The organism is Mesorhizobium sp. AR10 (assembly GCF_024746795.1).
In the GTDB taxonomy this organism is placed as follows: Bacteria; Pseudomonadota; Alphaproteobacteria; order Rhizobiales; family Rhizobiaceae; genus Mesorhizobium.
Genome location: NZ_CP080524.1, coordinates 2,398,525 through 2,422,853, shown reverse-complemented (window position 1 = coordinate 2,422,853; position 24,329 = coordinate 2,398,525). Strand labels below are relative to the sequence as shown.

At 62.9% G+C, this 24,329-nt stretch carries 22 protein-coding genes; 8 read left to right on the top strand and 14 right to left on the bottom strand.

From position 1 onward, the window contains the following. Positions 1-15: 15 nt before the first annotated feature. The 6 genes from LHFGNBLO_RS15295 to LHFGNBLO_RS15270 form a co-directional block, all read right to left on the bottom strand. On the bottom strand, positions 16-1,212 hold the full coding sequence (locus LHFGNBLO_RS15295; protein WP_258608656.1) for a serine hydrolase domain-containing protein: 1,197 nt from the start codon (positions 1,210-1,212) through the stop codon (positions 16-18). A gap of 63 nt (positions 1,213-1,275) precedes the next feature. Next, complete coding sequence (locus LHFGNBLO_RS15290; RefSeq protein WP_258608654.1) at positions 1,276-2,310, bottom strand: extracellular solute-binding protein; 1,035 nt, start codon at positions 2,308-2,310, stop codon at positions 1,276-1,278. A 23-nt stretch (positions 2,311-2,333) separates the two neighbouring features. Beyond that, positions 2,334-3,134: an ABC transporter permease gene (locus tag LHFGNBLO_RS15285; protein ID WP_258608652.1), complete on the bottom strand. Its 801-nt coding sequence runs from the start codon at positions 3,132-3,134 to the stop codon at positions 2,334-2,336. Beyond that, positions 3,127-4,047, bottom strand: coding sequence for an ABC transporter permease (locus tag LHFGNBLO_RS15280; RefSeq protein ID WP_258608650.1), 921 nt, complete (start codon positions 4,045-4,047; stop codon positions 3,127-3,129). The genes LHFGNBLO_RS15285 and LHFGNBLO_RS15280 overlap by 8 nt, the downstream gene beginning before the upstream one ends. Continuing rightward, positions 4,047-5,141 (bottom strand): ABC transporter ATP-binding protein, encoded by a 1,095-nt coding sequence (locus LHFGNBLO_RS15275; RefSeq protein ID WP_258608648.1) that lies wholly within the window; start codon positions 5,139-5,141, stop codon positions 4,047-4,049. The genes LHFGNBLO_RS15280 and LHFGNBLO_RS15275 overlap by 1 nt, the downstream gene beginning before the upstream one ends. Positions 5,142-5,269: 128 nt before the next feature. After that, complete coding sequence (locus LHFGNBLO_RS15270) at positions 5,270-6,949, bottom strand: amidohydrolase (protein WP_258608646.1); 1,680 nt, start codon at positions 6,947-6,949, stop codon at positions 5,270-5,272. A 258-nt stretch (positions 6,950-7,207) separates the two neighbouring features. Here LHFGNBLO_RS15270 and LHFGNBLO_RS15265 point away from each other — a divergent pair, with 258 nt between their 5' ends. Then, positions 7,208-7,861 carry a TetR/AcrR family transcriptional regulator gene (locus tag LHFGNBLO_RS15265; protein WP_258608645.1) on the top strand — a complete coding sequence of 218 codons (654 nt, stop codon included), beginning with the start codon at positions 7,208-7,210 and terminating at the stop codon, positions 7,859-7,861. A 23-nt stretch (positions 7,862-7,884) separates the two neighbouring features. Further along, positions 7,885-8,916, top strand: coding sequence for a histone deacetylase family protein (locus LHFGNBLO_RS15260; RefSeq protein WP_258608643.1), 1,032 nt, complete (start codon positions 7,885-7,887; stop codon positions 8,914-8,916). A 39-nt stretch (positions 8,917-8,955) separates the two neighbouring features. Here LHFGNBLO_RS15260 and LHFGNBLO_RS15255 read toward each other — a convergent pair whose 3' ends face one another. Together LHFGNBLO_RS15255 and LHFGNBLO_RS15250 are read right to left on the bottom strand one after the other, a co-directional pair. Next, positions 8,956-10,149 (bottom strand): TMEM43 family protein, encoded by a 1,194-nt coding sequence (locus tag LHFGNBLO_RS15255; protein WP_258608641.1) that lies wholly within the window; start codon positions 10,147-10,149, stop codon positions 8,956-8,958. Positions 10,150-10,247: 98 nt separating this feature from the next. Then, positions 10,248-13,154 carry a M16 family metallopeptidase gene (locus tag LHFGNBLO_RS15250; RefSeq protein ID WP_258608640.1) on the bottom strand — a complete coding sequence of 969 codons (2,907 nt, stop codon included), beginning with the start codon at positions 13,152-13,154 and terminating at the stop codon, positions 10,248-10,250. 515 nt (positions 13,155-13,669) lie between these two features. Here LHFGNBLO_RS15250 and LHFGNBLO_RS15245 point away from each other — a divergent pair. Together LHFGNBLO_RS15245 and LHFGNBLO_RS15240 are read left to right on the top strand one after the other, a co-directional pair. Next, complete coding sequence (locus LHFGNBLO_RS15245; RefSeq protein ID WP_258608639.1) at positions 13,670-14,380, top strand: helix-turn-helix transcriptional regulator; 711 nt, start codon at positions 13,670-13,672, stop codon at positions 14,378-14,380. Then, positions 14,377-15,147 carry a helix-turn-helix transcriptional regulator gene (locus LHFGNBLO_RS15240; RefSeq protein WP_258608637.1) on the top strand — a complete coding sequence of 257 codons (771 nt, stop codon included), beginning with the start codon at positions 14,377-14,379 and terminating at the stop codon, positions 15,145-15,147. Before LHFGNBLO_RS15245 ends, LHFGNBLO_RS15240 begins: the two co-directional genes overlap by 4 nt. Positions 15,148-15,150: 3 nt before the next feature. Here LHFGNBLO_RS15240 and LHFGNBLO_RS15235 read toward each other — a convergent pair whose 3' ends face one another. The 6 genes from LHFGNBLO_RS15235 to motA are packed head-to-tail and all read right to left on the bottom strand — an operon-like array spanning position 15,151 to position 20,025. After that, the gene (locus LHFGNBLO_RS15235) at positions 15,151-15,585 is read right to left on the bottom strand and encodes a hypothetical protein (protein WP_258608636.1); all 435 of its coding nucleotides are present in this window, start codon (positions 15,583-15,585) and stop codon (positions 15,151-15,153) included. Further along, entirely contained in the window at positions 15,582-16,664 is a 1,083-nt protein-coding gene (flhB, locus tag LHFGNBLO_RS15230; RefSeq protein WP_258608635.1) for a flagellar biosynthesis protein FlhB, read from the bottom strand. Before flhB ends, LHFGNBLO_RS15235 begins: the two co-directional genes overlap by 4 nt. Before the next feature lie 21 nt (positions 16,665-16,685). After that, entirely contained in the window at positions 16,686-17,699 is a 1,014-nt protein-coding gene (locus LHFGNBLO_RS15225; protein ID WP_258608633.1) for a flagellar motor switch protein FliG, read from the bottom strand. A 43-nt stretch (positions 17,700-17,742) separates the two neighbouring features. Further along, positions 17,743-18,129: a flagellar motor switch protein FliN gene (gene fliN, locus LHFGNBLO_RS15220; protein WP_258608632.1), complete on the bottom strand. Its 387-nt coding sequence runs from the start codon at positions 18,127-18,129 to the stop codon at positions 17,743-17,745. A 34-nt stretch (positions 18,130-18,163) separates the two neighbouring features. Beyond that, on the bottom strand, positions 18,164-19,096 hold the full coding sequence (locus tag LHFGNBLO_RS15215) for a FliM/FliN family flagellar motor switch protein (RefSeq protein WP_258608630.1): 933 nt from the start codon (positions 19,094-19,096) through the stop codon (positions 18,164-18,166). 53 nt (positions 19,097-19,149) lie between these two features. Beyond that, the gene (motA, locus tag LHFGNBLO_RS15210; protein ID WP_258608627.1) at positions 19,150-20,025 is read right to left on the bottom strand and encodes a flagellar motor stator protein MotA; all 876 of its coding nucleotides are present in this window, start codon (positions 20,023-20,025) and stop codon (positions 19,150-19,152) included. 152 nt (positions 20,026-20,177) lie between these two features. Between motA and LHFGNBLO_RS15205 the strand changes: the two genes are divergently transcribed. The 4 genes from LHFGNBLO_RS15205 to LHFGNBLO_RS15190 are packed head-to-tail and all read left to right on the top strand — an operon-like array spanning position 20,178 to position 24,257. Continuing rightward, positions 20,178-20,951, top strand: a complete 774-nt coding sequence (locus LHFGNBLO_RS15205; protein WP_258608625.1) for a DUF1217 domain-containing protein — start codon at positions 20,178-20,180, stop codon at positions 20,949-20,951. Positions 20,952-20,958: 7 nt separating this feature from the next. Next, positions 20,959-21,681 (top strand): flagellar basal-body rod protein FlgF, encoded by a 723-nt coding sequence (gene flgF, locus LHFGNBLO_RS15200; RefSeq protein WP_258608623.1) that lies wholly within the window; start codon positions 20,959-20,961, stop codon positions 21,679-21,681. A 4-nt stretch (positions 21,682-21,685) separates the two neighbouring features. Then, a complete protein-coding gene (gene fliI, locus LHFGNBLO_RS15195) occupies positions 21,686-23,107 on the top strand; it encodes a flagellar protein export ATPase FliI (protein ID WP_258608621.1) in 1,422 nt (473 codons plus the stop codon). Further along, complete coding sequence (locus LHFGNBLO_RS15190; protein WP_258608620.1) at positions 23,088-24,257, top strand: hypothetical protein; 1,170 nt, start codon at positions 23,088-23,090, stop codon at positions 24,255-24,257. The genes fliI and LHFGNBLO_RS15190 overlap by 20 nt, the downstream gene beginning before the upstream one ends. Positions 24,258-24,329: the final 72 nt, after the last annotated feature.

Sequence of the window (24,329 nt, the reverse complement as noted above, 5' to 3'; positions counted from 1 at the left end):
GTTCTTGCCTTGGGATTAGCCGAGTACCGCGGCGATGGCGTGCACGGCCTTCAGCGTCGCCATCGAATAGGCGGTGTTGGTGAAATCCGGATAGGTCGAAAGCTTCACCACGACCATCCTCGTGTCCCAGTCGATATGGATCAACTGCCCGAACACGCCCCGGCACATGAGCGCGCGCGAGCGCGGGTTCTCGATCCAGAACTGGTTGCGGTAACTACCTTCCGGCAGGCTGGGATTGAAATCCGGTCCATGCCTGCCGTTGCGTGTCGCCTCGATCCAGTCGGCCGGCACCACGCCGCCGCCATTGTCGAGGATCAGCTGGCCGAAGCGGCCATAGTCTCGCAGCGTCGCGTTGAAGCCGCCGTCGGCCACGGCATAGCCGGCGCTGTCGACCGTGAAGCAGGCGCTTTCATCGGTGCCGAGCTTTTGCCACAGCTCCTCGGAGACTAGCTGCGGCAGCCGCTTGCCTGTGACCCGCTCCATGATGAAGGCCAGCACATCGGTCTCGATCGAGCGGTATTCGAAAGCAGCGCCATGCGGCCGGCTTTTCTCCTTGAGACCAAGGATCAGCTCGAACATGTGCGACGGCCAGCGGAACGTCGGATCACTGCCCGGCGGCACCGGCTTCCAGCCGCCTGCGACATCGACCTGGCCGATATCGGAATAGGGGTCGGTGTATTCCTCGGAAAAGCGCACGCCACTGGTCATGTCGAGCACATGCTGTACGCTGGCGCCGGCCCAGCCGGTGGCGGCAAGCTCCGGCAGATAGGCCGTCACCGGCTGGGCCGGATCGATCAGCCCGCGCCCGACCAGTATGCCGAACACCGAGCCGGTGACCGACTTCGCCATCGACTGCGACAAATGCAGCGTGCGGTCGGTCATACCGTTGAAATAGCGCTCATAGGCGATCTTGCCGTCCTTGAGCACGAGGAAGCCGTCTGCATAGGTCTCGTCGAGCAGCCCGGCCAGCGTCGTCGGTGCCCCGGTGCTATCGCTCATCGGCAGCGCATCGAGATCGACCTCGGCCCGATCGAAGCGGTGCCGGTGGCCATTGCCGCGCCAGACTTCGGCGGTCGGCAGGAACTCGCGAATGTGCTGGAACGCCCAGCGGTTCCAAGGCCCCCTGTCCCAATCGAGCTTCGGCAGCACCAATTGCGGCGGCGACCCCTGCATGATCGGTGGCGCTGGATCGCTGTTGCGGTAGGAGTCCATGATTTCATGTCCTGACGAAAAACGGACCCGGCGGCGGCGGCCGCCGGGTCCGTCTTGAGGCGGCTATTTCTGCAGCTCGGTCCAGATCTTGGTGTAGATCTCCTGCACATCCGACGGACACATGACGCCCAATTCACCGTGAGGCTTCGCATCTGCCGGGATAATCACCTCCGGCGCATCCTTCATGTCGGCCGGCATGTATTTATCGGAACCCGAAATACCATTGGCATAGCGATGGAAGGCCGACAGCTCGGCAGCCACTTCCGGATCCATAATGAAGTTCTGGAACAGCTTGGCATTCTCGACGTTTTTGGCTTCCTTAAGCACCACGACATTGTCGCTCCAGTAGGCAAAACCCTCCTTCGCATAGCCGTAGTGGATGGCGGGGTTGGCCAGCCGCTGGCGCAGTGCCGAGCCATTCCAGTCGCTCGTCGCCTTGAAGTCGCCGGCGCCCATCTTCTCGATGGTGTTGTATTCCATCGATATCCAGTTCGGCTTGGCCGCTACCAGAAGGTCGCGCACCTTCTTCAACACTTCCTTATCGCCGGTGCACTGCTGCCCGCCAACATATTTGATGGCGGCGAACATGACGTCGTTCATTTCCGGAACGACATTGACCTTGCCCTTCAACTCATCGGGCGTGTTGAAAACAATGCCCCAGGTGTTGATATCGCCCTTGTACACATCAGTGTTCACAACGACGCCGACGGTGCCCCAGGCCCACGGCACCGAATACTTTCTGCCGGGGTCGAAGTCGGGATTGGCCCATTCCGGCGCCACGTTCTTGAAATTCTCCATCTTGCCCGGATCAGTCTCAAGAAACAGGCCTTCCTTGATCCAGATCGGCATGTAGTTCTGCGATGGTACCACGATGTCGAAGCCGGTGCCGCCCTGGCGCACCTTGGCCAACGCCGTGTCGTTCGAATCGTAGTCGGTGATGGTCACCTTGACGTTGTACTTTGCCTCGAACTTCTTGATAGCGTCCGGGCTGGTGTAGTTGCCCCAATTGTAGATGTTCAGTACGCCGTCGGCGCGAGCCAGGCTCGTCGTTGCGAGCAGCGCCAACCCGATGGCGGTCGCTTTTGTCTTCCAGTTCATGGTTTTAGCTCCCATTTGTAGGTTCAGTCCCGTTTCCTGCTGATCAAGAAAAACAACGTCACGATGGCGACCGACAAGAGCAGGAACACGGTCGAAATCGCGTTTATCTCAGGGGTTATCCCCCGTCTTATCTGGCCGAGCATGTAGGTCGGCAGCGTGTCCTGGCCGCCCGATTTGACGAACTCGGTGATGACAACGTCGTCGAGCGAGATGACGAAAGCCAGCATCAGCCCGGCCAATATGCCGGGCCACAGCAGCGGCAGCGTGATGCGCCGGAATGTCCGCCACGGCGTTGCGTAAAGATCGGCAGCGGCGCGCTCCAGCGTCAGGTCCATATTCTCCAGCCTCGCGCGGATCGGCAAATAGGCGAAGGGGATGCAGAACGCCGTATGTGCGGCAATGAGATAGCCGAGGCCGGAATAGCCGGTGAATATCTTGATGCGCGAGAAGAAGATCAGCAGCGCCACACCGGTGACGATCTCGGGCACCATCAACGGCTGGTTGATCGCCGCATATTTGAAGGTCAGGCCTGGATAGGCGGCCGTGCGGGTTGTCGCCAACGCCGCCATGGTGGCGGCGATGGTCGCAAGGGTCGCCGCAATGGCGCCGATCTGAAACGAACGCAGCGTCGCATCGATCACCTGCGTGTTCTGCCATGCAGACTGGAACCATTTGAGCGAAAAACCGCCCCATTCGGACGTCGATGTCGCCGCATTGAACGCATAGACGACCAGCACGACGATCGGCAGATAGAGCAGGACAAAGCAGGTCGCGGCGATCGCAGTGAATCCTGGCTGATGCTTGACGGAGAAGCTGCTAGCCATGCCGCACCTCGGATCTGCCGGCATTGCGCACATAGACAAGCAGGGCAACCATGACGATGACCATGACGGCGATCGACAGCGCCGAGCCGAGCGGCCAGTTGCGGCCCTGGCCGAATTGCAACTCGATCAGGTTGGAGAGCATCATGTTCTTGCCGCCACCCAGGACGCTTGGCGTCACATAGGCGCCGATTGCCGGTATGAAAACGAGGATGGACCCGGCAATGACGCCCGGCTTGACCAGCGGAAAGATGATCCGCCTCAGCACCTGGAAGCGATTGGCGTAAAGATCGTAGCCGGCCTCGACCAGCCGGAAGTCGAGCTTCTCCATGCTGGCATAGACCGGCAGCACCATCAGCGGCAGATAGACATAAGCCATGCCGACGAGGATCGCGGTATCGGTGTAGAGGATCTGGATCGGCGCCGAGATGATGCCGAGCTTGAGCAGCACCGTGTTGATGATGCCTTCGTTGCGAATGATCTGTAGCACCGCGAAGGTGCGGATCAGAAGGTTGGTCCAGAACGGTATGGTGATCAGGAACAGCCACAGATCGCGCGTCTTTTCACTGCGCGTCGCCATGAAATAGGCTGTCGGGAAACCAAGCACCAAGGTCGCGATCGTCGTCACGATTGCCAGCTTGATGGAACGCCAGAAAATAGTGACGTGGGCGGCGGCGAGCGAAAGCGTGTCGTCGAAGATGTCGCGTTCCATGAACACCGACACCCAGGCCTCCGGCGAGAATTGCCACTTGACGTCGCCGTAGGAACCCGGCGTCAGGAACGAATAGACCAGCACGATCAGCAACGGACCGGTCGCGGCAAAAAGGATGATCAACAGTGCCGGCGCCGACAACAGCCAACGATCGCGGATATCGCGCCGTTCGGCTGCCTTGGCGACTTCCTCCGCGCTCGCCATCAGTCCCTCAGCACTTGCGCGGCATCATTGCCGATTGAAATGCCTACCTTGTCGCCGCGTTCGAACCCGCAGCCTGCGCTGCGCGTGTTCTGCTGCCGCACGGTGAAGGCTTCGCCGCTGTCCAGATGGACATGGATATGCGTGTCGGTGCCGAAATAGACGATGTTTTCGATCGTCCCCGACAGGTCGCCCTTGCCCTTTGTCAGCTTGGCATGCTCGGGCCTCACCACCACGGTGGCGTTGTCCTTCGGCTGGAAGCCTTCGGCCACGGTCGCGTCGATCGTCGCGCCGGATTTGAGCGTTGCGCGTGCCTTGCCCTTGCCCATGCCGGTGATGGCGGCGGTCAGGAAATTGGTTTCGCCGATGAAGTCGGCGACGAAGCGTTCTGCCGGCTTGTCGTAGATATCCCACGGCGAGCCGACCTGCAGGATCTTGCCGGACGACATCACCGCGATGCGGTCCGACATGGTCAGTGCTTCCTCCTGGTCGTGGGTGACGAAGATGAAGGTGATGCCGGTCTCGTGCTGCAGCCGCTTCAATTCGATCTGCATTTCCTTGCGCAGCTTGAAGTCCAGCGCCGATAACGGTTCGTCGAGCAGCAGCACCTTCGGCTGCGGCGCGAGCGCCCGCGCCAGCGCCACGCGCTGCTGCTGGCCGCCGGAAATCTGGCTGGTGCGACGCGACGCCAACGCCTCCATCTTGACCAGCTTCAGCATTTCGTCGACGCGCGCCTTGATCTCGGTCTTAGGCTTGCCGAGCATTTCCAGGCCAAAACCGATATTCTCAGAAACCGTCATGTGCGGAAACAGCGCATAGGACTGGAAGACGGTGTTGACCGGGCGCTTGAACGGCGGCAACGGCGCGATATCGTCGCCATAAAGCAGGATTTCTCCAGCGCTTGGATAGTCGAAGCCGGCGATCAGCCTGAGCAGTGTCGTCTTTCCGCAGCCCGAGGGCCCCAGCAGCGTGAAGAATTCGTTCTCGCGGATTGACACCGAGACCGTGTCGAGAGCGGCGACCTGGCTCTCGCCGGAGCCGAACACCTTGCGCACGCCACGAACTTCGATCGCATTCCTACCCGGTTGTTCCGGCACGCAGTACCCCACTGATAAAGCCTGCTCTTGGCGGCAGGTCTCGTTGCTGTTCGATTGTCACCACATGCCGGTCGGCTTGGCAACCACACAGTTGAATCTCGATTCAGAAAGCAAGCTCCGTGCCACCGTCACGCCTGATAAGTCACTTTGCCACCACAGATAGTCGTCACCGGCCGCACCGTATGCAGCGCTTCCGGCGCGGTCGTTTCGATATCGGCCGAGAGCACAACCAGATCGGCCATATAGCCGGGTTTGAGCATGCCTTTTCGATGCTCGGCGAATTCGGCATAGGCGCCTTCCACCGTGTAGCCGGCAATGGATTCCTGCAGCGAGAAGCTCTGGTCGGGGTCGCCGTCTGCCCAGGGCTTGCGCAGCACTGCCGCCTGAATGCCCAGGATCGGATCGATCGGCGACACCGGCCAATCCGAAGCGAAGACCACGCGCGCGCCGGCATTCTTCAGCGTCCGCCAGGCATAGCTCAACGGCCAGCGGGCCGGCCCGATGCGCGACAGGGTCGGCTCCAGCGGAAAATCCATGGCACCCGGCGGATGCGGCGGCTGCATCGAGGCGATGACGCCAAGTTCGGCAAAACGCGGCACATCGGCAGCCGTGACCACCTCGATATGTTCGACGCGGTGCCGGCTGTCGCGCTTGCCGTTCGCCTTCTGCGCCGCCTCATAGCCATCGAGCACCGCACGCACGGCGCCGTCGCCGATCGAGTGCACCGCCATCTGCAGCCCTCGCCTGTCCACGGCCACCGCGAGATCGATGAACTGCTGCGGCGTGAAAAGCGGTTCGCCGACCCAGTCTGGGCGGTCCGCATAGGGCTCCACCATCACCGCCGTCCATGAATCGAGCACGCCATCGTAGAACACCTTGACCATGCCCGACGACAGCCATTCGCTATGATAGCGCTCGGCCATTGTCGACGCCTTGTCGAGCATGTCGAGGGTCATGAAATTCTTGAAGTGGAACGGTATCTGCACCCGGCAGGGCAAGCCTTCCTCCGCCTCGATCTCGGCAAGCAGCTCGAGCTGGTAGAGATTGCCGTCCATGTTCTGGATCGAGGTGATGCCGTGGCGCGCGCACCAGGCAAGCCCGCGCCGCATGACGTCGCGGTCGGCAGCGCGTTCGGCAGCGGTCGGTATCGGATCCGGCTCGCCGCCGGTCGCCAGCCCCAGCCGGACCCGGTCTTCGCCGGCGAGATCCAGCACCGGGCCGAAGGCTTCGCCTTCACGCAATTCGCCCTCGGCCAACCCGTCGGCGCCCATGACGATCTCGTTGCCCGGACCGAGCGTGCGCCCGTGCAGGATTCCGGCCATCTCCAGTGCCCTGGTGTTGGCCCACATGGTGTGATGGTCGGGCGCTGCCATGCAGAAGGGGCGGTCGGGCAGGATGGCGTCGAGATGATGCCGGGTCACCCGCTCAGCCCCGAGCACGGTGTAGTCGACGCCCTGGCCGACCAGCATTTTCGCATCCGGCCGGGTCGACGCATAGGCGCGGGTCGCCTTTTGCAGCGCCTCGAACCCGAGGATGCCCGACAGCTGAAGATGCGCAAGCTCAGCCGCGCCCGAAAACAGATGCATGTGGGCTTCGATGAAACCCGGGAGCACCGAACCGCCCTTGGCGTCGATCACCTCTGTGGCCGGTCCCTTGAGCTCTTCGATGGAGGCGCGGCTGCCGATGGCAATGATGGCGCCGTCCTTGACGGCAATGGCCTCGGGGGCGGGATTGTCATCGTCCATGGTCTGCATACGACCGTTGATGACGATCAGATCAGCATTGTGACCCGCACCCGTGACAGACATCGCGACTCCGCGCTTTTGACGACTGACTGAGACCGACAACCCCTTCGTCCGAAGACCTGCCACTTCAACGGAGCGGCACTGTCGACAAAAAGGACGCCAGTTCGCTGTCTTCGAAATTCCCCTTGTTATCCCTGAAAACAGCGCGGATAAAGAATGCGACTAATTATTCGCGTTTGTCAACGTTCGGAATTTCGAATGTATAGTGGACAGCACCCTGCGCTTGTGTTGAGACCGGGCGGGGAACGAGGACATCAAGCAGTGAAGCGCAGTCTCGACCGCAAAACCAGGATAGCGCTCGAACCACGCAAGCAGCCGCGGCAACAACGGTCAAGCAAGGTGGTCGACAGGATTCTCGACGCGGCGCTGATCTTGACGCGGGAGCAGGGAACCAAGACGCCGACGACGCTCGCCATTGCGCAGCGCGCCGGCTTGTCGGTCGGTTCGGTCTACCAATACTTTCCCAATAAGGAAGCCATCCTTCTGGATCTCGCCCGGCGCTGGCTGTCATCCTTTCCCGAGGTGATCGCGAAGCGCATCAAGGTCGACCCGCCCACCAACCGCGAAGAGTTTCGGCGGGAAGTGCGCAAGCTCTTCATCGACACGTCCAGGCTCTATCTCGACAACGCCAGCCTGATGCCGGTGATCGAGGCCATCTCCGGCAACGCCGACCTCAGGCCGATCCAGAACGAATATGACGACCAGATCATCGCCCTCTACGCCGCATGGTTGCAGCACGTGAACCCGGCCCTTGAAGACAAGATCGCCAGCCGGCTCGGCGTGGTGATGATGGAGGTCGGTCACGTCTGCCGGCTTGTGGGGCTGAAAAAAGATCGCAGGACGTTCGACCTCATCGAGGACGATGTGGAAACCATGTGGCTCGCTCTGGTGAGCCCCTATCTCAATCTTGACTAAGTTCGCACTTCGAGAGGAATTTTATGAAGACTGTCTATTCGCCTCTCCATGCCGGTCATGCCGGGCAGATGGAGCTGGTCACCGCGGCCATCGTGCCCGGTTTCGAAATGCCCTCGCGGGCCGAGTTCATCAAGGCACGGGTCGAAAGCCAGAAGCTGGGTCCGATCATCGGACCGGTCGAGCACGATCTCACAGCTGCCAAGCGCATCCACAAGGCCGACTACATCGACTTCCTGCCAACGGTCTGGCCGCAATGGACGGCTGCCGGCTTCACGGGTTCGGCCATGCCTTTCACCTGGCCGACGCGGGGCCTGCGCGGCGACGTGCCCCCGCAGCGCATCGACGCTCTGCTCGGTTACTATTCCTTCGACGCCGGCGCCACCTTCGTCGAAGGCACCTGGGCCGCGATCAAGTCATCCTACGACGTGGCGCTGACGGCGGCAGCCCTGGTCAAGGGCGGCGAGAGATCAGCCTTCGCGCTCTGCCGTCCGCCCGGCCACCACGCCGGCGCCGGCTTCATGGGCGGCTATTGCTTCATCAACAACGCCGCCGTCGCCGCGCAATGGTTTCGCGACCAAGGCGCTGCGCGCGTCTCGATCCTCGATGTCGATTATCACCACGGCAACGGCACACAGGAGATCTTCTACGGCCACGGCGATGTCCAGGTCATCAACCTGCATGGTGATCCCCTGACCGAATATCCGTTCTTCCTCGGCCATGCCGACGAGCGTGGCGAAGGCGACGGCGAAGGCTTCAACCTCAATTATCCGATGCCGTTCGGCACCGGCTGGGACGCGTGGGGTGCATCGCTGGACGATGCCTGCGCGAAACTTGCGGCCTACGCTCCCGACGTCGTCGTCGTCTCGCTGGGTGTCGACACGTTCGAGAAGGACCCGATCAGCCAGTTCAAGCTGAAAAGCCAGGACTATCCGAAGATCGGCCGCCGCATCGCCAGGCTCGGCCTGCCGACACTGTTTGTCATGGAAGGTGGCTATGCCGTCGAAGAGATCGGCATCAACGCCGTCGGCGTGCTGACCGGCTTCGAGGACAGATAAAAAGGGTCGGCCATGGCCGCCCTTTTTGTTTGCAAGATTTCAGCTGGTGGCGCCGACGCTCGGCGTGGCAACCGGTGCCGCTGCCTTGCGCGACCGGCCGATGTAATAGACCGCCGCCGCAGCGATGAGACCCGCCGCCAGAATGCCTGCCGCCAGCACCGGCCGATACCAGAACCAGGCGATGGCGATCGTCGCCGTCCCGACCAGGATCGCCAGGAAGAAGGCGATGATGCCGGTTCCCATCCTCGCCATGCTGCCGAGGAAGGGAATGACATCGAGGATGACGCCGATCGGGCTGAGGAACAGGGCGAAGCCGATCGTCAGCAGCAGCAGACCCGCCGCACGCAACAGCCAGGTGATCACTGTGTTTTCCGAGACCGCGTCGGCGAACATCTTCGCAGCCGGCACATCGCCGGTATCCACCATCAGCAACTGGTCGCCGGCGACGGTCTGGTAGGGTTCGAACTGACTACCGGTCTGGCGCGCGACGATGCTCACCACACCGAGCGGGGCCAGCTCATAGCCGATGCGATAGTCGCCCAGCGCCGGCGATGTCGTGTCGGAGCCGAGATAGATCTTGCCGTCGACGACGTTGAGCGGCTTTGTGCCTGTATAGGCAGCTTTGATCGCGGCCGCCTGGCTGGACGTGAGCGAGAATTCCTTGTCGCCTTCGATACGATCAAGCACCGGCGTGCCGAGATTGAAGGCGCCGAGCCTGCCGTCCGGAATCTGGAAGGTCTTGCTGTGGATCGCCATCGGCGGATTCTGGTGGCCGTCCGGCTTCTTGAAATCCGACGAGTCGATCTGGCTGTCGTCCCACACCCTGGAATAGCTGTAGGTGGTCACCGTCTCCTCGCCGCCGCCAAGCTTCTTCGTCGTCTCCGATTTCGAGTCTTCCTTCCACTGATACATCTCGGCGGTGCGCGACAGGCGCAGCCCTTGCGCCGCAATGCCGAAATCCGGATCGGCAAGGCCACCGCTCGCGGTCACCGGGCCAGTGACATGCACGAGCTTGCCGTCATTGGCGGCATCGACAGTCTCAGTGCCGATTGAGACGACCGCGCCGGATCCCTCGGCCAGCGAGCGCGCCGTCTGCACGGCTCGGCCCTCGTTCCAGAACAGTCCGATCACCACCAGTACGATCAAGAGCAAACCGATGACCACCCCACCGACCGCACGTTTGATCCGCCCGAACCACGAGACAGATGTTACTTCCTGAAATGAATCGCTCATTGTTTCCCCCGAAACCGCTGTTTGCCGAAACCTGCGCACGACACACTGCCTCGCGCTTCCAACCCATCATTCGGTGTGCCCATCATTCGGCGTGCCCATCATTCGGCGTGAATGCGCGCGCCGCAATCCTTGGCCGCCTCGCAGGAATGCACCGCCCGCGTGGTGCCACCGTCGCCGACCCGCCACGGCGAGGCGGACAGCGGCGCCTGTTGCTTGCCACCAAGGAGATCGAGTGCGCGCAAGGCGGTCTGCTGGTCTTCACGCTGGACGATCTCCACGTCCTTGAGGCCGATCGCTGCAAGCTGCGGCCCAACAACATCCGGATCGCCCGCCACAACGATCAGCGAAGGCTCGAGCGACGCCAGAGCCAGCGCCTGTTTTTGCACCCCGTCGAGCGTGAGTTGGGTGCGCGCCGTCATGCGGCTCTGCTGGTCCTCCAGCGTCGAACCCGTACCCACGGCGCCGACCAGCGAACTGAACAGTCCCGCCGAGGTTTCCGCCGATCCGGCGAGCGCCCGGCGGTAGACGGTCACCGTGCGGTCGACCTCTTCCTGCGCCACGGGCAAGGTCTTCAACCCGGCAAATCCTCTGAGGATTTCGCTGATCGCCGGGCCTGTGTTGGCCCGCTCGACCGTGGTTGCCACCACCAGTCCGGAGCCGGCCTTCATCGGACTGAGCAGATAGCTGGACACGCCGTAGGAATAGCCCTTCTCCTCGCGGATCACCGAATTCAGCCGGCTCGAAAAATCGTCGCCGAGCAGATTGGCGACAGCCGTCGATTCGGCGCGCTCGCTTTCGTCGGTGCCGGGCGCTGGCCGCGCCACGAACAGTGCCGACTGGCTGGCACCGGGTTCCGGCACCAGCAGCACCTTCTGGCCGCTGTTGAAATGCGCGGCCGGCGACGGCTCCGCGGCAAAGGCGGCAGCACCGCCGGTCCATGCACCAAACGTCTTTTCAAGGCCGGCTGCCACAGTCTTCACCGGCACCGGGCCGACACTGTAGAATGTCACAGCCTTCGGCGTGAACACGGCCTTGAAGGCAGCCTTCGCCTCGTCGAGCGAGATCGACGCCAGCGCCTTTGCCGACCAGTCGATTGCGGCCTTGCCTGGCACCTGCGGGATGAGCGCCGCCTTGGCCGCGCGCCCTGCAACCCCCGGCAGGTCCGCTTCGCGGCCGTTGAGCCAGTCGAAGGTCTGCGCCGTCAGGACGGTCCAGTCGGCCTTGTCGAAACGCGGGTTCAGCACCGCGTCGGCGAGCAGTCCGATACCTTGATCCAGTTTCTCGGGCTGTACGCCGAGCGTCATCGCGGTGGTCAGATAGCCCGCCTGGTAGCCGACGCTGGCGCCGATATCGCTCGTTGCCTTGGCGAAGTCGGCGGAACCGCGCTCGCCGGCGCCGCGTGTCGCCATGCTGGCGGCAAGTTCGAGCAGTCCTTCCTTGCCTTCCGGCACGCTGTTCCAGCCACCTTCGGCGCTCGCTGCCAGATAGACCATCGGCGCTTTTGGCATGGTGTAGTGGACCACCTTGATGCCGTTCGAGAGCGTCGCCGTTTCCATGGCCGGCAGCACCGCCGAAGGCGCGTTTCCGGCTTGATGCTTGGGAATGTCGATCGCCACGCGCTCCGGCGCCGTGAAGGGCTGCGGCGTGCCCGATGATCCCATCAGCGCGTCCGGGTAGCCGCCGCGCGGACCGGGCTTCAGCACCAGAACACTGGCGGCCTCCGGCTTCAACAGCCGTTTGATCGTTGCCTCGATATAGGGAACGCTGGCATCCTTGATCCTTGGATCGTCTTCCAATGCGCTCTGCGCATCGCCGAGGATGTCGGCGTTGTTGGAGACTGCACCGGCGCGGTCCTTCAGCGCTTCGGTGCCGAGTCGCGCGCCGAGCAAGAGGCGATTGCGCGCGCGTTCCACGTCAGCCGGCTCGAGCGGCGTCTCCAGGAAGTCGGCGAAGGCCGCCTTCATTTCGCTTTCGAGCGCTTCTGGGGTTATACCTTCCGCGGCACCTGCCTCGAAAGTGAATCGGCCACCGAGCAGCCCACCCGTCCAGCTAGCACTGGCATAGGTGGCGATGCCCTTCTGCGAAACCAGCCGGTTGCGCAGGAAGCCGTACTCGCCATTGCCGAGCAGTTCTGCGGCGATGCTGAGGGCGCCATTGTCAGGTGACTGCGCCACCGGACCGCTGAAGCCGACCACCACGATCGGGCTCGGCACACGATCCTCGATCACCAGTTTGAGCCTGGCTTGCGTCGCCTCGGGCACTGCCGGCCGCGCCACGTCGGCGCCGCGCGGCACCCTGCCGAACGTGTCGGCAATCAGCGTCTTGGTTTCGTCGACCTCGAGGTCGCCGACCAGAACCAGCACGGCGTTGTTCGGTAGATAATAGCTGTTGAAGAAGCCGCGCACGTCGTCGAGCGTCGCGGCATCGAGGTCGGCCACCGAACCGATGACCATGCGGCTGTAGGGATGCGGCTGTGGAAACAGCCCTGACCAGAAGGCTTCCCAGCCGGAGGCGCCCGCTCTGTCGAGCACGTTCTGGCGCATCTCGTTCTTGACCACGGAGCGCTGCAGGTCGAGCTTGGCTTGCGATACCGAACGGCCGAGATTGGCCATGCGGTCAGCTTCCAGCGATAGGATCATCGGCAGCGACGACGACAGTCCGTCGACATAGTAGACGGTGCCGTCTTCCGTGGTCCAGGCGTTGATCTCATTGCCGAGCGCGGCGTGTGCACCGAACACGTTCGGCCATGCCGGCGTGCCGGAAAACATCAAATGCTCGAACAGGTGCGCGAAGCCCGAGCGGCCGGCCGGCTCGTTCATCGAGCCGACGCGGTACCGCAGGTTCATCACCACCTTCGGCGCGCGGTGATCCGGGACCAGCACCACCTGCAGCCCGTTGTCGAGCGCATAGGTGACAACAGGCTCAGCCTTGGCCTGCTCTGCCGCCGACGCGCTGCTCCAGAGCGCAAGCGCCACCGTGAATGCGAGGAAAATCCGCACCATCATCAAACCCCATCTCGATGGCCACGAAAACACGCGCCGCCAATATCGCCCAAGAATCGATCGAAAAGGACGCCCATCCCTTCCAGCCGCCGTAACCTATCGGAATCGATCGGCCGCCGATACGGCACGCTTGCAACAAGGTCTGGCTTTTTCGTGTCGGCATCCGTGGTCGAGGCGCTATCGAAGCTCCCGAAAATCGGCTCTGAGTCGCAACCCGAGTCCAACGGATTCGATTTTGTCAAATCGCGTTTGATGTCGGATTCGACTGCGAGTAGATTAGACCCGAATCAGCCGGTCCTGGGGGGCGCGGCGACCACCCAAAGTCTCACGTTCCGGAGTTTTCCCGGGGCCAGACGCGGACGGCTTCGCGTTCCCTAGAAGGATTCGGTTCGATCCGCGCGACCCTGCGCCATGCGTGTGCTTCGTAAACGTAAATGCGTATCCAAGTTCGGCTGCTGGTGACGCCAGCATCCGGGCACAAGAATAGATTCCGGCCAAGAAATACAACCCAAAGCCAAATGAGCAGTCCCGCCGCGCTTTTTCAATCCGACACATTAGGCTCGCGCCTGGCGTCTCGCGGCGATCTGACCAGCTTTTTCATGCACCTTGCCGCCGAGATCGGCGCCGACAGCTACATGCTCGTCGCCATCGTCCACGACCAGGATCGCAACGACGCGCGCATCGTCTCTTCCAACTGGATCTTCGACGCCATCGAACTCATCGGCAAACGGCTGATCGCCGGCCTTGCCCAGGGGCCGCTGACCGCCGCGCCCGGCATCCGCCCCAAGCCATTGGTGGCCGCCCAGGCGCCCGACGTCGGCGGACTGCTCACGAGCGAAGAGGCCCGCCTTCTCGACGTGCTCGGCCATGCGGAAGTCTATTCGCTGCGGCTGAATGTCGGTCGCCAGCGCCTGTTCGCACTGTTCTCGGCGGCCGCGGCAGGCAAGATCGACCAGCCGGCTTTGATGAAGGCCCAGTTGAAGTGCTGTTATGCGCTCTCCAACATACCGCAATTGATCGCCGCCGCCGCCATGCAGGATCCGCTGTCCGACCGCGAGCGCGAATGCCTGTTCTGGGTCTCCGAAGGCAAGACCACCGACGAGGTCGCGGTCATCCTTGGCGTCTCCTCGAACACCGTCAACAGCTACATCACCCACGCCATACAGAAATTCGCGGCCAGCAACCGCGCGATGGCCATCGCCACGGCGATCAGGAGTGGCATCATTTGAAACACGCGCACATCAAGGAGGCAGCGGAGGCCCTTTTCAGCGAGCAGCGCAATCCGTTCGGCGCCTTCTCGCTCGGCTCCGAAACGCATCACGCCGTCACCATTCCTGATGCCGTGCGCCGCTGCCGCTGGATTGCCGTCGACATCAATGCCTCGGCCTTCGGCCTGTTCTTCGTCAGCCCGTCACCGGAACGCGCCCGTCTCGTCCCCAACTTCGATTCCGACTATCCCGGCACGGCCGTCGCAACAAAATTCATCTCTGGCGCCAATGGCGAGGAGATCGTACGACACAGCCGCACCTCGACGGCGCCGCGCTGGTGGGTGGATGACGGCATGGCCGGCTCGGAAGCGGTCTTCCAGAACCTCACCTGGTCGGAGCAGATGGCGCCGCTGGCGCCAGGCTCCAACGGCATCGCCTTTCCCGTCCATGCCGATCGCGGCCATTGCGGGCTGGTCGTTTTCCTGGGATCGGAAATTGCCTTGCCGGAAGACGCGCTATACGAAATCCACGCCCGCTGTTTCTCGCTGTTTGCCGCCGTTGCCCGCATCCGTCCAAGCGATGCCGGCAGGATGCGGTCGATTTCCAAGCGCGAACTCGAATGCCTGAAGCTGACCGCCAACGGCAACACCAGCGAGGAGATCGCGCGGCTGCTCAAACTGTCGGTCCATACCGCCAACCAGTATCTAACCCAGTCCACCCAGAAGCTCAACGCGGTCAACCGCAACCAGGCGGTGGCCAAGGCGCTGCGGCTGGGACTGATAGAATAGCTGCTAAAATGCCAGCGGCTCGGTCTTGCGGATGCGCGCCTGCTCGATCACCGCCTCCAGCAAGGCCGTGTTGCGTTCCGGATCCTCGCCTGGCTTCTCGAACGACACATAGTTGACCACCACCGATGCCTTGTGTTCGCTGAGGGTCAACTGGAAATAGACGGTAACGCCGGGCGGCCTGAGTTCCAGATCAAGCACGATGCGCGGACTGCCGCTCCAATCGACATGCGCCTCGCCGCCATGGCCGAGCCGCAAGGTCCCCGGCAGGAAGAACAGCTCCACAGCTGAATCCACCAGATCCGCCAGGCAAGCGAAATGCTCAAGCCGGATGAAGGCGATGTAGTCGGCGACATCTATCAGCCGCAACTCGGCCACCACCTGCTCGATGGCGCTGGCGACGATGATCTCGCGGGAATTTGCGTGTGGCTGTCGGTTCATGGGGTCGGTCTGCGCTCAGCCTTTTTCGAGTAGACGATCCGCACCAGTTCGGCGACGGCCTGGTAGAATTGCGACGGGATCACACTATCGACCGAAACTTGCTTGTACATGGAGCGGGCGAGCGCCACGTCCTCGAAGACCGGGATGTTGTGCTCCCTGGCGATCTCGCGGATCTTGAGCGCCACCAGATCCTGCCCCTTGGCCAGCACCATGGGTGCGGCATCCTCGTCGCGGACATATTTCAGGGCGATGGAAAAGTGCGTCGGATTGGCGATAATCAGCGTGGCGCGCGGCACCGCCGTCATCATCCGCCGCCGCGCACGGTCGCGCGCCAGCGACCGTAGCCGCGACTTGACGATCGGGTCGCCTTCCGACTGCTTCAGCTCGTCCTTGACCTCCTGCTTGCTCATGCGCAGGTCCTGCCGCCAGTGGAAGCGCGACCAGACGAGATCGACGGCCGCGATCAGGCCCATGACGAAGACGATCGCCACCAGGATATCGACGGCGATACCTCTGATGACGAGACCGAAGGCGACCGGGTTGGTGATCATGCCGGTCAAGAGCTTGCGGTGGTCTTCCGACAGCGTGAAGACAAGCACGATGATGGCAAAGCCAAGCTTGCCCAGCGATTTGAGGAACTCGACGAAGCCCTGCACGCCGAACAGCCGGTTCCATCCTTTGGCTATCGAGATGCGAGAGAATTGCGGCCTGATCCGCTCGCCGACGAATTGCGGCATGTTCTGGAACACCGAGGCGCCGACGCCGGCGACGACCAGTAGCACCAACAGGCTGACGAGGGCGCGGCCGACCTCCATCATGACGGTCTTGTAGAGCGCGATGACGTCGGTCTCGGTGTCCATCGGCCAGGCTTCCGGCTTCTCCAGGAACATCGACAGGAACATACCGAGGTCGACGATGGCATCCTTGGCGTAGAAGACGGTGAACACCAGGATGGCGACGAAGGAGGCGAGGATCGCGGTTTCCCGCGAATGGGGCAGCTTGCCCTGTTCGACGGTGTCGCGGATCTTCTTTTCGGTCGCTTCTTCGGTTTTCGAGTCTTTGTCGACTGCCTCAGCCATTGTGCGCTCGATTGTTCAGCGTTAGGCAGCGACGTTCTGGGTTGCGGGGAGCTCGAAGGCTCCCTCGCGCGAAAGACGGATCGTCGTGACCGCGACGGTCTTGCGTGCCGTCATGATGTCGGCAAGGGCGATCCCTTCCGAGCCCTGTCCGAGTTCGGCTTCGATCATGCGCCGCGACCGCGCGCCGATCGCCGACAGTACCGATTCGGTCAGTCCGGGCGGCGCGCCGCGCAAGGCCAGCGTCACCAGTTCGGTCGACAGCCCGTCGAACAGAAGCACGCGTGCCTTCTGGGTGAGCAGCGGCAGGTCGTCGAAAGCAAACAGTCGGGACCTGACGCCGCCGAGATCGGGCGTGCCGGCCTCTTCCAGGTCCTGCATGACCTCTTCGAGTTGCGGCTTGTCCATCTCGTTGAGCAGACTGGCGACGCGCGCCTGTCCGGCGGAAATGTCCTTGCTCGAGGTTTGCGCCAGCACGCTGGTGCGCAGTTGGTTTTCGACGATCTTGGTGGCCGCTTCCGGAATGGTCACCATCGTCACCATGCGCTTGATGATCTCGCTGCGCATCGGCTTGGTCATGATCAGCAGCACATTCGCCGCTGCCTGGGGCGAAAGCCTGGACAACACCATGGCCGCGGTCTGCGGATGTTCGGCGGCCAGGAACGCACTTAGGCGCTCGGGTTCCAGCTTTTCCAGATCGGGCCAGATCGGCGGCGGTCCTTCCGGCGCGACTTCGAACCTCTTGTCGCCCATGATGGCGCTCATTTCTTCCGGCGACAGCGATTCATTGAGGATGGTGTCCATCCTGTCGGCGGAATCGAGCAACCCCGCGCCTTCTGTAAATTCGGCTTCGAATTCGGCGACGATGCGCTCGAGATCGCTCTGTGGAATGGTGCGCAGCAGACGGGCACCCTCGATCAACGCTTTCAGTTCTTCCTGCTTGAAGAATTTCAGCAGCCGGCTGGCCGACGGCTTGCCCATCGCCACCAGGATAGCGGCAGCCTTCTGCGGGCGCGTCAAGGTTACCGACGTCGTCATGCCGTCCGCCCCCGCCGCCGGTGACAATGCGCGCCGCCCATGCCTACGCGTCCTTCGTCGCTGCGATGATTTCGGTCAGCCTGATGCCGAAGCGCGATGGATCGCTCTCCAGCACTGTGATCTCGCCGCGTGCAATCTTGCGGCCGTTGACCACCACGTCGACAGGTTCGCCAATGCGGCGGTTCAGCGCCACCGTCGAACCCTTTTGCAGGGCCATCAACTCGGACACCGGCATCTCGGTGCTGCCAAGGATGATCTGCACATCGACGGGGATGGTCATGATGATGTTCGAATTGGCGCCGGAGGCGGTCCGAAAGGCCGCGTCCGGACGCTTCTCCTCTTCCTGGAGAACGCCGCGCAGTTCTTCGATCGCGCGGTCGAGCTGTTCGTCCGGTTGATCGAGATCGGCTTCCACGTTGGTCTTGGCCATGCATCGTCTCCAAAAAGCTCAAGCTCGCCCGGCGTCAGCCCGGCATAAGCCCGTCGATGAAGTCCTGTCCGGCATCGTAGGGATGCCGGATCCGGACGGTGTAATTCTGTCCAAGTTTGCCGAACTCACACACGAACAGCGTCTTGTCGCGCGCGCTCAGCCGTGCCTGCGTCTGCGCGGTCTCCTCGAATTCGATGACCTGGCCTGCCTCGAAGCTGGCGAGGTCGCCAAGCGTCAGCCGGGCCAGCGGCATGGTCGCTTCGAGCGTCACCGTCGAGCGCATCACCTCTTCCGAAAAACGCGCCCGCCAGTCGGAACTCACGCCGTCCTCGTTGGCATTGGCGGCAACGCCGCGGGTCGCAAGGAGAATGCGCTGCGGGATCATCACCGTGACCGTTCCGGTGTCGGTTGGCGTCGAGATGCCGAAGACGATGCGAACCGCAGCACCGTCGCGCAGCATGCGCCGCTTAGCCTCCATGCCCGAGATCGCCCGCGGCACCGGCAGCCGCAGTTCGAGCGACCGCCTGCCCGATCCGTTGAGTGCCTGGGCAACCTCCTGGAACACCATGGTCGCCACATCCGTCTCGATCTGCGACAGCTCGCGCTCGATCGGCGAAACCGCCAGATCCGGATCGCCTCCGAACAGCGCACAGACCATGACTGCGATCGCCGGCGAATCGATCACCAGCGTCATCGCATCCGAGGACGTCGGCGAGGCAATGATGGTCAAGGCAAATGTATCGCCGGCGTTTGCGCGCGCCTCGGGGACACGACTGACTTCGACCGCCCGCAGGTCGACGGTTACCGGAGCGCCAAGCTCGCCGGCCAGGCTCTTCTGCAGCAGCGGCACGGAGCGCTCGCCCATCGACCGGCCGGTTCCGATGACATGAGCAGCCTCGCCGCTGTCGCCGACCAGACGCTCGATGATCAGGGTACGGGTTTGCGACGGGCTGCCGGGGCTGGTCATGACGGCACGCGGCCCCGTCTTTTGTCATGCATGTGTCTGTTGTCGCGCATGGCTCAGGCCGCTTTCTTCTCGGCTGAGGCGGTGTTCATCGTGCTCTGCTCGACGGCGTCGATGGTCGGCCGCTCATAGGACGAAATGGTCTTGCGGCCGAATTCGATCGCCACCTGCGGCAGCGCGCCGTTCATGTAGGCCAGCAGCGTCTGCTTGACGATGATGTAGAGGCGGTTCTTTTTCTCGCGCACCGTCTTGATCTTGGTGGCGACCGGCCCGACCACCGAATAGGACAGGAAGATGCCGAGGAACGTTCCGACAAGGGCTGCGCCAATCAGGCCGCCGAGGATTTCCGGCGACTGGTCGAGCGCGCCCATCGCCTTGACCACGCCGAGCACAGCGGCGACGATGCCAAGCGCCGGCAAGCCGTCGCCCACCGCCACCAGCGCATGATAGGCCTTCATCTTGTCGGTCTTGATGGTTTGGATTTCTTCGTCCATCAGCGCCTCGATCTCGTGCGAGCGCGCATTGCCGATGATGATGATGCGGCAGTAGTCGCAGATGAAATGCGTCAGGTCATGGTTATGCAGCACGGTCGGGAACGCCTGGAAGATCGCCGATTCCTCCGGATTGTCGATATGCGCCTCGACCTCGCTGCGTGACTTGGACCGCAGCTCGCGCATCAGGCTGTGCAGCACGCCGAGCGTTTCGAGATAATCCTGTTCCTTCGGCACAGCCTGCTTGAACGCCTCGAGAATGCCTTTGCCGGTGTCCTTGACGGTCTTCATCGGGTTGGCGACGAGGAAGGTGCCAAGTGCCGCGCCGCAGATGATCACGGCTTCCCATGGCTGTATCAGCACCTCAAGATGCCCGCCCATGGCCATGAAGCCGCCGAGAACGCAGCCGAGCGTCACCACCAGTCCGATCAGAATGCCCACGCAAGGTCCTTCCGCATTTCACGTCAGCACCAACGGATAGTCCTCGTGCCTTGTGTGAGGCTTGAATCCGGCGCGTAGTGAAACCGATTCAGCTTCGCGCAAGGAAGTGGGCGTATTGTCCCGGGATAGCTTCGGCCGGAGGCGCGACAAAGTTGAACACCCTTACGAGTTACCAGCTCATCACCAAGGACATCACCAAGTCGCTTGACCAGGTCGAGGCGCAGCCGGTCGTGCAGCGCGATACCGACTATTATCTTGCCAACATCGGCAAGGTGAAAACCATCGACGACTTCGTCAAGGACAGCCGTCTGTTCAACTATGCCATGAAGGCCTATGGCCTGGGCGACATGGCCTATGCCAAGGCGTTCATGGTCAAGGCGCTGAAGGAAGGTATCGAGGCCGACGACAGCTTTGCCAACAAGCTCTCGGACAAGCGCTACGCCACCTTCGTCAAGGCGTTCAATTTCGAGGCCTATAGCGAGACCGCGACACTCTTTCCCGCCGCCCAGCAAGGCACCGTCGACAGCTACATGCGTCAGACGCTGGAAGAAAACGCCGGCAAGACCAATGAAGGCGTGCGGCTGGCACTCTATTTCGACCGCAAGGCGCCCGAGATCACCAGCTGGTATGACGTGCTGGCCGACACGGCACTTGCCAGCGTCGTTCGCACCGCGCTCGGCCTGCCGGATTCCTTCGCCTCCGCCGACATCGACAAGCAGGCGCAGTTGTTCGAACAGAAGCTCGACATCGCCGATTTCACCGATCCCGCCAAGCTGAGCAAATTCCTGACGCGCTTCACCAGCCTGTGGGAAGTCAATCATCCGACCTCGACCGCCCAGTCCTCGATCAGCGTGCTCTTCGCCCAACCGACCACGGTCGGCATATCGACCGATCTGATGATGGCCATGCAGAAACTGAGGTTCTGAGAACACCATGCAGGACAGCCTCTACGTCGCCCTTTCATCGCAGATCGCGCTCCAGCGCCGCCTCGACACCATCGCCGACAATGTCGCCAACGCCTCGACCATCGGCTTTCGCGCCACCGGCGTGAAATTCCAGGATGTCGTCTCCGGCACCGGACCCAGATCCGTGTCTTTCACATCGACGGGCAACACCTATCTTTCCGGCGCCCATGGCGCGATGACGCAGACCGGCAACCCGTTCGATTTCGCCATCCAGGGCGACGCCTGGTTCGCCATCGACACCCCGGCCGGCACCGTGATGACCCGAGACGGGCGTTTTTCGATGAACGAGAACGGCGAACTGATGTCGATCGAAGGCCATCCGGTGCTGGATTCCGGCGGCGCGCCAATCCAGCTCGATCCTCGCAACGGTCCGCCCAAGGCGGGAGCCGACGGCTCGCTGCGCCAGGGCGACCAGCTTGTCGGCGCCATCGGCCTCTACGATTTCGACCCGGGGCCGAATTTCGTCCGCTATGGCAATTCGGGCATCGTTCCGGCGCGTGCGCCCGAGCCGGTCACCGACCGCTCCGATGTCGGCGTCGCGCAAGGCTTTGTCGAAGAGTCGAACGTCAATCCGGTGCTGGAGATGACCCGCCTGATCATGGTTCAGCGTGCCTTCGAGAACACGGCGGCGCTGATGCGCCAGACCGATGCTTCCACCGACGACGCGATCAAGACGCTCGGCTCCAAGTAGCGGCATGTCCACCGGCCAGTCATCCATACGTGCGCTCGAAAGGCTGCCCGAAACAGCGCCGGAAGACCCGCTTGCAGCGCTGGAACGGATCTGGCGTCGTTTCGATGACGGGGAGACATTGCTGCGGCGCGGCGGCCGCGTCTGCGAAGTCTCGCCCACGCATTACAAGGTGCGCGGCCTTTCCGAAGTCGCCAGGCTGGGCGATCTCGTCGAGCAGCGGGGCCATGCTGGCACGCGCCGCGGCGAGATCGTCAAGATTGGTCGCGACGAGGTCGTCATCGCGCCTTTCGAACGCAGTGCCGATGCCGGCATCGGCGATGCCGTGTTCCGCCGCGGTCCGCTGACGGTGACGCCGCACGCCTCGTGGCGGGGGCGCGCCATCGACGCGCTCACCCGCGTGATCGACGGCGGTCCGCCCCTGATCAGGATCGAAGGCGCTGCGAGCGGCGATGGGACGACACCAGGTGCCATGTCGCGGCAGCGCGTCGGCACCGCGTTCATGACCGGCGTGCGGGTCATCGACATCTTCACCCCTCTCTGCCTTGGCCAGCGCCTCGGCGTTTTTGCCGGCTCGGGCGTCGGCAAGTCGACACTGCTCGCCATGCTGGCCGGCGCCGACGCCTTCGACACCGTCGTCGTGGCGCTGATCGGCGAACGCGGCCGCGAGGTGCGTGAATTCCTCGAGGACACGATCGGCGCCGAAAGCATGGCCAAGACTGTCGCTGTCGTTTCCACCAGCGACGAGAGCGCCATGATGCGCCGGCGTGCGCCTGATACCGCCATGCGCGTCGCCGAACATTTTCGCGACCAGGGTCACCGCGTGCTGCTGGTGCTCGATTCGATCACCCGTTTTGCCCATGCGCTGCGCGAGGTGGCGACGGGAACCGGCGAGCCGCCGGTCGCGCGCGGCTATCCCGCCTCTGTATTCACCGACCTGCCCAAGCTGCTGGAGCGTGCCGGACCCGGCGTCGAGGGCCCAGGGGTTAAAGGCCAGGGCTCGATCACCGCCATCATTTCGGTGCTGGTCGACGGCGACGACCACAATGACCCGGTGGCCGATTCGGTGCGCGGTATCCTCGACGGCCATGTCGTACTCGACCGGGCCATTGCCGAGCAGGGCCGCTATCCACCAGTCAATCCGCTGTCATCGATTTCCCGTCTTGCCGACAAGGCGTGGAGTGCCGAGCAGCGCATGCTGGTGACCAGGCTGAAGTCCATGATCTCGCGTTTTGAGGACACGCGCGACATCCGCCTGCTCGGCGCCTACCAGGGCGGCGCCGATGCCGAACTCGACATCGCTGTGCGCCAGGTGCCGCTCATCTACGAAGCGCTGACGCAGTCGCCGAAAGACCGCGCCTCGACCGACCCGTTCTCCGACCTCGCGCGTCATCTCAAGGGTAAGCAGAATGCCGACGCAGGAGACTGAGCTCCAGTATACCGAGCGCCTTTTGCGCGAGATGATCGCCGAGGCCACCGCGGCGGAAGAAGCCCGGGCTGGCGAAGCGAGAGTTGCCAAGGCAAAGGCCGCTCGCGCCAAGGCTGCCAAGATCGAGGCGGTTCTGGCCAGAGCAGCAAAGCCATTCTTACCGAGAGTGGCCCAGCCTGCGTTGCCCGAGCCTGCGTTGCCCGGGTCTGCTTTGCCCAGCCTGCCAGAGCCTGCCTTGCCGGGCGCTGCCAACCTTGCCTTGCCGGGCCGGGCCGGGCCATCCATGCCCAGCGTAGCCAAGCTTGCCTTGCTCAGTGCGCCCAAGGCTGCTTTGCGCGGTGTGACCAAGCTCGCATCGCGCAGCGTCGCCAAGCTGGCCTCACGCAGTGTAGCCAACCCTGCCTCGCGCAGCGTGACCAAGGCTACGTTACCCGGAGACGCCAAGCTGGCTTCTCGCAGAATAGTCGAACCTGCCTTGCTCGACGTCGGCAAGCCTCCATTGCCCCGTGCAGCCAGGCCCTCCCCTCCCATGCCCTCATCGCCGAGGGCTCCTCATGCCGAGCTTGTCGACGCGATCGCCGCCAGTCGTGACTCGCTTCTCGACGGGCTCTTTCCAGTCACCGAATGGCCGCAGCCGCCAAAGCCGCAATTTCCCAGGTTGGGCAAGAAAGTCGACCGTCGCAGCGATTTCGTCGTCGCCGCACTCGGCATCACGCTCGGCCTGATCTGTGCGCTGTTTCCCTGGTATATCTTCTTCAACCAGGACCAATTCGGCGTCCAGGCCATCAAATTCGGCGGCAGCGGCACCAATGATGGACGCACCGCCGGCCGCTCGCAAATGGAAAATGCAGGTGCGCCGCTGACGGCAAACGATGTCCCTGATGTTGATCTGTTCGCCACCGGGACGCTGCAGGATCCAACCGAGAACCCTCCAGGTCTCGATCAGCAGCCCTTCCCGACCGACGTCGAAGAAATCCGCGTGGTTCATGTCGCCAACGGCCGCGCCATGATCGAGGACGACGCCGGCCTGTGGGTCGTCCAGCGTGGCTCGAAGCTGCCGGATTCCAGCGTCGTCTCGTCGATCGAGCAGCGCGGCGGCAAATGGGTTCTGGTCACCAGCAACGACCAGGTGATCGAACTCTCCAAGTAGCGCCGCGCGCCGTCCGGCCCCGCGCAAGGCCCGCGCAAGACTGGCAGCCTAGTCTCTGGAACCTGCCCGGAG

Bases quoted from the DNA above. Each gene is read 5' to 3' on its own strand.
- LHFGNBLO_RS15295 (WP_258608656.1), bottom strand. From the start codon at position 1,212: ATGGACTCCTACCGCAACAGCGATCCAGCGCCACCGATCATGCAGGGG.
- LHFGNBLO_RS15290 (WP_258608654.1), bottom strand. From the start codon at position 2,310: ATGAACTGGAAGACAAAAGCGACCGCCATCGGGTTGGCGCTGCTCGCA.
- LHFGNBLO_RS15285 (WP_258608652.1), bottom strand. From the start codon at position 3,134: ATGGCTAGCAGCTTCTCCGTCAAGCATCAGCCAGGATTCACTGCGATC.
- LHFGNBLO_RS15280 (WP_258608650.1), bottom strand. From the start codon at position 4,047: ATGGCGAGCGCGGAGGAAGTCGCCAAGGCAGCCGAACGGCGCGATATC.
- LHFGNBLO_RS15270 (WP_258608646.1), bottom strand. From the start codon at position 6,949: ATGTCTGTCACGGGTGCGGGTCACAATGCTGATCTGATCGTCATCAAC.
- LHFGNBLO_RS15260 (WP_258608643.1), top strand. From the start codon at position 7,885: ATGAAGACTGTCTATTCGCCTCTCCATGCCGGTCATGCCGGGCAGATG.
- LHFGNBLO_RS15255 (WP_258608641.1), bottom strand. From the start codon at position 10,149: ATGAGCGATTCATTTCAGGAAGTAACATCTGTCTCGTGGTTCGGGCGG.
- LHFGNBLO_RS15250 (WP_258608640.1), bottom strand. From the start codon at position 13,154: ATGATGGTGCGGATTTTCCTCGCATTCACGGTGGCGCTTGCGCTCTGG.
- LHFGNBLO_RS15245 (WP_258608639.1), top strand. From the start codon at position 13,670: ATGAGCAGTCCCGCCGCGCTTTTTCAATCCGACACATTAGGCTCGCGC.
- LHFGNBLO_RS15235 (WP_258608636.1), bottom strand. From the start codon at position 15,585: ATGAACCGACAGCCACACGCAAATTCCCGCGAGATCATCGTCGCCAGC.
- flhB (WP_258608635.1), bottom strand. From the start codon at position 16,664: ATGGCTGAGGCAGTCGACAAAGACTCGAAAACCGAAGAAGCGACCGAA.
- LHFGNBLO_RS15225 (WP_258608633.1), bottom strand. From the start codon at position 17,699: ATGACGACGTCGGTAACCTTGACGCGCCCGCAGAAGGCTGCCGCTATC.
- fliN (WP_258608632.1), bottom strand. From the start codon at position 18,129: ATGGCCAAGACCAACGTGGAAGCCGATCTCGATCAACCGGACGAACAG.
- LHFGNBLO_RS15215 (WP_258608630.1), bottom strand. From the start codon at position 19,096: ATGACCAGCCCCGGCAGCCCGTCGCAAACCCGTACCCTGATCATCGAG.
- flgF (WP_258608623.1), top strand. From the start codon at position 20,959: ATGCAGGACAGCCTCTACGTCGCCCTTTCATCGCAGATCGCGCTCCAG.
- fliI (WP_258608621.1), top strand. From the start codon at position 21,686: ATGTCCACCGGCCAGTCATCCATACGTGCGCTCGAAAGGCTGCCCGAA.
- LHFGNBLO_RS15190 (WP_258608620.1), top strand. From the start codon at position 23,088: ATGCCGACGCAGGAGACTGAGCTCCAGTATACCGAGCGCCTTTTGCGC.